This is a genomic window from Thiohalophilus sp. (assembly GCF_031581315.1).
GTDB lineage: Bacteria > Pseudomonadota > Gammaproteobacteria > UBA6429 > Thiohalophilaceae > Thiohalophilus.
This window is the reverse complement of the sequence record NZ_JAVLAZ010000025.1, coordinates 27,184-33,925: the sequence shown is the minus strand read 5'-3', so window position 1 is coordinate 33,925 and position 6,742 is coordinate 27,184. Positions and strand designations below refer to the sequence as shown.

Sequence of the window (6,742 nt, the reverse complement as noted above, 5' to 3'; positions counted from 1 at the left end):
CCGCGTTGCTATGTCCGGCCTACCACTATATCCCTGCTACGTTAACCTGGATGAGTCACGCTATTCCCAGGGCTACTGATAAATAACGCAGAAGTGGCACGATGCTATTGATTCTTAACTCTGCGCCTCCGCGCCTCTGCGAGCTCCGCGTTATTTCCAGTGACTTATCTAATCGTTCGGAATCCGGATTTTATCGAGGAAGTTGTAGTATTCAATCCCTTCGACAATACCGTCGGCGTAGCTTTTTTCCGTGAAATAGATCCGGGGTTTGTCGCGCAGTTTATCCAGTTCCGGGCTGTGATTGGCCACGACCACACCGAGGGTACTGCCCTGCAGCATCTCCTCGTCGTTCCCCGAATCACCGATGACCAGGATCTGGTCAAGCGGTATACCCCATTTAATCGACAGATAACGGATGGCCAGGCCCTTGGAGCAGCGGATTGGCAACAAATCAAGATTGGTTTTTTCCGACAGGATCGCCTTGGCGTGCAGGTCATGGCGTCGCAAATGGCGTTTGATTTCCCGGACACTCGGCGCCTTTTCCGGATCAATGGTGTACGTAATCTTGTGTTCGCGTTGTTCGGACTCCGGCGCCAGTTTGATCCCGGGGCATTCGTTTATGACTTTGCGCAGTGCTTTGGGCTTCCAGCGATAATCAAGGTTCCGCCGCCAGGCATTATCTTCGACGATGCGTTTATCCTGGTGGGCATAGTGGATTTCGGAACCGACCGAGGTAACCAGAATATCCGGGGTCGGCAGATTATAGCGCTTGAGAAAATCCAGCGTTGATTCAAGCGTTCGACCGGTCGCCAGCCCCATACCGATGTGCCTGGCATTTTGTTCCAGGTAGGCCATCAGGCGTTTCAACGCCGCCTCGTCACCAAACAGGGCATTATCGATCGCAGTAAAGCCAATTCTGTCCAGCGAAACCAGCCGGGTCTTGCCTTCCGGAACAAAATAGGCACGATACTGGTGTTCCCGGAACCCGCTGATTTTCTCAAGATAGGTCATGGCATGACCTTCCCAGCTGTAATGTCGATGGGAACCTTCGTAGCCCTGTTGTGACCAGTGACGCCATTGTTTTTTATCGGCCAGAGCCTTGGACAGGGCATTGGCAATATCCTGACTGTCATAAGGATCGATCAGAATACCGTTCTGACAGTTGGCAACGATCTCATTCGGCCCACCATCGTTGGTTGCGACGATGGGCAGGCCACTGGCCGCCGCCTCAATCAGCGTCAGGCCGAACGGCTCGGTCAGTGCCGGATTGACGAATACCCCATGGGTCCGGGCGGCAAGCCGGTAAAGTGCCGGAACATCGTCACTACTGTGATGCTTTGGATAAGCGACTTTACCGTAAAGATCGTATTTGTCGATCAGTAGCAGTAGTTCCTTGAGAACTGTCCGTGCCCCTTTTTCCATTTCGGCGATATCATCGCGATTACCGGCAACAATCACCAGATTGGCTTTTTTTTGCAGCTCGGGTGACTCGCCATAAGCCCTGACCAGAGTGGTAATGTTTTTGCGTTCGTCGGCGCGGGACAAGGCCAGTATCATCGGCTTTTCCGGCTCCTGGAGAAAGCGCGCCAGCTCACTGGCGATTTCCGGCGGCTCTTCGTCTTTCTCTGGAGGCCGGTAACGGCTGATATCGACACCAGGCGGGATCACTTCCATGCGCGAAGGATGATAATTGTCGTATTTAGCGTATTGCTCCTCGACTTCCTGGTGCGTACTGGCAACGATCATCGCGGCGGTACCCAGCGCGATCTCTTCGGCTTCGATACGTTGACCGAGATTGTACTGGGACTCGAGCTTTTCTTTCTTAACGCCTTTGTTCAGTAACTGACGTTGTTTTTCCCGGCCGAGCGAGTGGCCGGTAAAGATCATCGGTGCTCCCAGCAAACCGGCCAGGCGGGCCGCTACCAGGCCGGCGTCAGCGTAATGACCGTGAATAAAATCCGGCACCTGACCGATAGAGCGGGTATGTTGCAAGGCATGATCGATAAACTCATCCAGATAGGGCCACAGGACTTCCTTGCGCAGATAACGGCGGGGTCCGCAGCGCAGTCGTATTAAATTGGCTTTGGGAGAAAGTTTTTCCTCCGGGCGGCTGTAGTCAGAAGCAACCTTGGGATCTTCCACCAATCGGGTCAGCAGATCGACACGAGCAACATCGTCCCGCGCTGCCAGTGCCCTGGCCAACTCAACCACATAAAGGCTTTGGCCACCGGTATCGGCATCCCGTCCAAGTTCAAGATTATTGGCCCGGATCAGACCATGTACACTGATTAAAACAATATAAAGCTTGTCGTTGCCGTTATTATTTTTCATAGTGTCCAGAGATAGCGGTAATGACGATAAAACTCTACATCCTGATTGGTTGCCCCCCGCAAGCTGCAGATCGCTGATGCGAATTCCACAGCCCGTTGCAGTTTAACTTCATCAGACCAGTCTCTGAGCAGTCCCGCCAGCCAGACGGCACTGAAGCCATCGCCGGCCCCGACGGTGTCGACCAGGCGTCCAACCTCGACGGGCGCAATCAGGCGGGTTTGCTCTGGTGTGAGCAGCATCGCCCCCTCGCTGCCGCGTGTGACAATGGCCGCCTGCCAGGCGTAATTTTCAAGCATGCCACGGGTGGTTTGCTCAACACTTTCGTTATTATCAATCTGGCAACCGCTCAAGGTGGCCAGCTCGTTGTCGTTCATTTTGATCCAGTTTATGCCCTGTAATAACTCGTCAAGTTGTGCCTTGTTCCACCAGGGTGCACGTAGATTGATGTCCATGAAAATAGAGGGCGCGCTCTGGCGTAACAGGGAGAGGGTCTGCGCCGAGTCCGGCATGCGCCCAATCAATGAACCGTGATACAGCGGACCATAAGCGCGATGGTCATACAGGTTTTTGACCATACCGGGCATAACGTGGTCATAGGCAACATCGGGGACAATATCGAAATCGGGCTGGCCATTTTCCAGGCTGACCCGAACCTGGCCGGTAGGGTGGTCGGGATCCTGAAACACCGCCGAGGTATCCATTCCCCATTCATCCATAGCGTGCAGAATCCGGTCTCCCAGTCTGTCATGGCCGACCCGGCTGACGAACAGCGGCGCCAGGCCAAGTCCCTGCAGGTGCCAGGCAACATTGAACGGCGCACCACCGAGCACCTCGGTGCCGTCCGGAAACATGTCATACAATACTTCGCCAAAAACAACCGGTCGCAACGGCATGGACAACCCTGTCATGACCCTCTCCCTCGGGCACAATTCAGATTATCTGGCATACAAGACAAGTATGTGTTCGTACAGGCCGAGCCCAGGCTTTTCTGGCATAAAAATTGTAGGGTATTTATGATAACTGAACATGTGTTTATAATTGGCATCGACCCCATTCCTGACCAATCAGGTTAAGCATTTATTATGTCTGTAGAACACATCATAGAACGCGCCTACGAGATTCTCAATCAGTCGATTGTCTATTATCGTGACAAACCGGTGGGTACTGTTGCCGCACTGAAACATACGAACCTCGCCGCCGCGAACTATGAAGAATGCTTTATTCGCGACTTTGTCCCCTCTGCACTGGTATTTCTGGCCGACGGCAAGCCCGAGATTGTGCGCAATTTTCTGGAGGCCGTTCTGGAGTTGCGAACCAGCGAACGCACGGTTGCCGGTCACGAAATCCAGCCAGGTGTTATGCCGGCCAGTTTTACCGTCGCCACGGATTTTGACGGTAATGAGCGGCTGCAGGCCGACTTTGGCGAAAAAGCCATTGGCCGGGTAGCCCCGGTTGATTCCATGATGTGGTGGCTGATTCTGCTGTTCATCTACACTCGCAGTACCGGTGATGATTCACTGGCCAAACGGGCCGACTTCCAGCAGGCCATGCGACAGATCCTGCATCTTTGTCTCAAGGACACCTTTGAGATCACCCCTGCCCTGCTGGTGCCCGATGCCTGCAGCATGATCGATCGTCGTATGGGAATTTATGGCCATCCCCTGGAGATCCAGGCCTTGTTTTACGGGGTATTGCGAATCATCCATTCCCTGCTCGAGGAAAAGGACCCCGAAAGCGACCACTCTCTGGTTAACACCGCCATGACCCGTGAACAGGCCCTGCAAAGCTATGTGCGTCTGTTCTACTGGCTCGATCTGCGGCGATTGAATGAAATTCATCGCTATACCACCGAGGAATTTGGCCACGACAGCGTCAATGTCCTCAATGTCTACCCCGAGTCGATTCCTGACTGGGTAATTGAGTGGATGCCCAACGACTGCGGTTATCTGGTTGGGAATGTGGGCGTCGGGCGCATCGATTTTCGTTATTTTTCCCTCGGCAATCTGCTGGCTATCATGTTCGGTCTGGCCTCCGATGAACAATCCGAGCGGATCATTCGTCTGTATGAGCTCCGCTGGCCGGATCTGGTCGGCGCCATGCCCCTGAAAATCATCTATCCGGCCATGGAAGGACTGGAATGGCAGGTACGTACCGGCAGCGATCCCAAAAACGCGGCCTGGTCGTATCAAAATGGCGGCAACTGGCCGGTGTTACTATGGCCTTTCGTGGCCGCGGCGCAGAAAACCGGTCGCGGGGATCTGGCCGAACGCGCCTTCCAGATCGCCCTGAACAAGTTGCCGCTGGATGACTGGCCGGAATATTATGACGGCCGTTCCGGTCGTCTGATCGGCCGGCGCTCCAACAGCCATCAGGTCTGGACGGCGGCTTCTTTGATTTTTTCCTACAAACTGCTGGAAGACCCCGGATTGATCGATCTGCTCCCCCATTAAAGGGGAACCACTCGTGGCCAGGCAGCGGCTATATTCGGTATAATTCTGGTTTCAATCGAACAAACACTCTGTCATGTCAGACGAACCTGTTGAACTCAATGCGGCCGAGCTGCGGCAAAAGCTGAACCTGGAGACCGGACAACTGCCCTGGTCCGAACTGCAACGCCACTTTGCCCGTGGCGTCGTTGTGGTCGTCGGCCCAGAACTGGATCTGATCGAAGTTGCCGCGGCATTCGCCGAAGACGACAGGCGCCGAATCGAAAAATGGATTCAGCAAGAACAGCTTGCCCGTGCGCATGACGAGCATGCCTTGAAGTGGACCGAACAGGAACCTGATTTCTGGAGCGTGGTTGTCGCCCCCTGGGTCATCGTGCAGGAAATCCGCTCCCACTGATAACTTTCGGTAGAGCCGGTATTACACCCGGTATTCCATATCACCGCCCAGCACCTGTTTGAGTACCGTTATCACCTGCTCGCGTGAATCATCTGCATAGGGGAGAGTGGCCACCTTGCCCCACACCGGGGCCGGCCAGGCCGGATCATCATGGTATCGCACGATATGGTGGATATGCAGCTGCGGCACCACGTTGCCCAGCGCGGCCACATTGAGTTTATCCCCGTTAAATCCGTGCATAATCGCCTGTCCGATCCTTGAGGACTCACTCATCAACTGCCGTTGATCCTCCAGTGATAACTGGTAAATCTCCTCGATATCCTCGCGATCCGGCACCAGGATAAACCAGGGGTAATTGGCATCCAGCATTAACAACACATGACACAGTCGCATCCTGCCGACAGGCAAACAATCGTTCAGCAATGTCGGGTGAATCCCCTTCAAGAGATAGCCTCCTGGTTGGTGGCGATAAAACTTTCTGTCAGCGCGAGCTTTTGCCGGCGAGTCAGCTTGCGGATCTCGGCTTCGCGTCTGGCGGCCGCCGAGCGGCTGGCACAGGATTCCTGGTAAACCAGCCTCACCGGGCGCCGGGCACGCGTATAGCGGGCGCCCAGTTTGTTATCCTGGTTATGCTCCAGAACCCGGCGCTCGGGATCGACGGTAATACCGGTATACAGGCTGTTATCACTGCATTGCAGCATATAGACATACCAGGCATTCGTTTTTTTAATCATTTCGTGCATAATCAAACAAGTGTTATAACAATCGCTACCCCGTTTTGCTAATTATGAAGTAAATCATGACACCCGGCATCTTTCAATTCTCATTGTTATTTAGCATCCTGATTTTCCTGGCTGCCGCCGCTGTTATTGCGATATTCGGTGTCAGGATGACCCATGTAGCCCGTCAGCTCGCAATCCGGACCCGTATGGGCGAGGCCCTGATGGGGACTATCTTTATCGGCGCGTCAACTTCCCTGTCGGGTATCATGACTTCCGTCACCACGGCCAGCTACGGCTATGCCGAATTGTCGGTTAGCAATGCGCTGGGTGGGATCGCAGCCCAGATGTTGTTTCTCGCCATTGCCGACATGTTTTACCGCAAGGCCAACCTGGAGCATGCCGCCGCTTCAGCCGAAAATCTGATGATGACGGCCTTTCTCATTATATTATTGAGTATCCTGTTATTCGCGACAACGGTACCCCATATTAGTATTTATACAATTCATCCCGCCAGTCCGCTGCTGATCATCTTTTACCTGTTCAGTATTCATATCCTTGCCAGAACACACCAGATGCCGATGTGGGTACCTAAAAACACACGCGATACCCGCCATGAATCGACCAACAAGCCATCTCGCCGTGCCCCCGGAGTTGAAAAATTGTGGTTACAGTTTGCCATTTGCGCTGCAATGGTTGCCGCAGCTGGCTGGGTCCTGGCCCAGACCGGCATGCAAATCAGTCAGCAAACCGGTTTATCCCAGGGGGTGATCGGGGGTGTATTTACTGCGATCTCTACCTCACTGCCTGAACTGGTGATCGCCGTCGCGGCAGTGAGAATGAAGTCA

General features: G+C 54.0%; 7 protein-coding genes. 3 read left to right on the top strand and 4 right to left on the bottom strand.

The genetic code is table 11. From position 1 onward, the window contains the following. Positions 1–168 precede the first annotated feature (168 nt). A complete protein-coding gene (locus tag RI563_RS05495; protein ID WP_310693353.1) occupies positions 169–2,331 on the bottom strand; it encodes an HAD-IIB family hydrolase in 2,163 nt (720 codons plus the stop codon). Further along, positions 2,328–3,239, bottom strand: coding sequence for a carbohydrate kinase (locus RI563_RS05490; RefSeq protein ID WP_310693352.1), 912 nt, complete (start codon positions 3,237–3,239; stop codon positions 2,328–2,330). The genes RI563_RS05495 and RI563_RS05490 overlap by 4 nt, the downstream gene beginning before the upstream one ends. Positions 3,240–3,413: 174 nt before the next feature. Here RI563_RS05490 and RI563_RS05485 point away from each other — a divergent pair, with 174 nt between their 5' ends. Beyond that, positions 3,414–4,781, top strand: a complete 1,368-nt coding sequence (locus tag RI563_RS05485) for a glycoside hydrolase 100 family protein (protein WP_310693351.1) — start codon at positions 3,414–3,416, stop codon at positions 4,779–4,781. 73 nt (positions 4,782–4,854) lie between these two features. Further along, positions 4,855–5,175, top strand: a complete 321-nt coding sequence (locus RI563_RS05480; RefSeq protein ID WP_310693350.1) for a DUF2288 domain-containing protein — start codon at positions 4,855–4,857, stop codon at positions 5,173–5,175. Between the two features lie 21 nt (positions 5,176–5,196). Here RI563_RS05480 and RI563_RS05475 read toward each other — a convergent pair whose 3' ends face one another. Beyond that, positions 5,197–5,568 (bottom strand): HIT domain-containing protein, encoded by a 372-nt coding sequence (locus RI563_RS05475; RefSeq protein ID WP_310693349.1) that lies wholly within the window; start codon positions 5,566–5,568, stop codon positions 5,197–5,199. Between the two features lie 47 nt (positions 5,569–5,615). Beyond that, positions 5,616–5,909 (bottom strand): GIY-YIG nuclease family protein, encoded by a 294-nt coding sequence (locus RI563_RS05470; RefSeq protein WP_310693348.1) that lies wholly within the window; start codon positions 5,907–5,909, stop codon positions 5,616–5,618. A 65-nt stretch (positions 5,910–5,974) separates the two neighbouring features. On the opposite strand from RI563_RS05470, the gene RI563_RS05465 reads away from it, so the two are divergent. Beyond that, the coding region (locus RI563_RS05465; protein ID WP_310693347.1) for a sodium:calcium antiporter at positions 5,975–6,742 on the top strand (768 nt) is incomplete at its 3' end.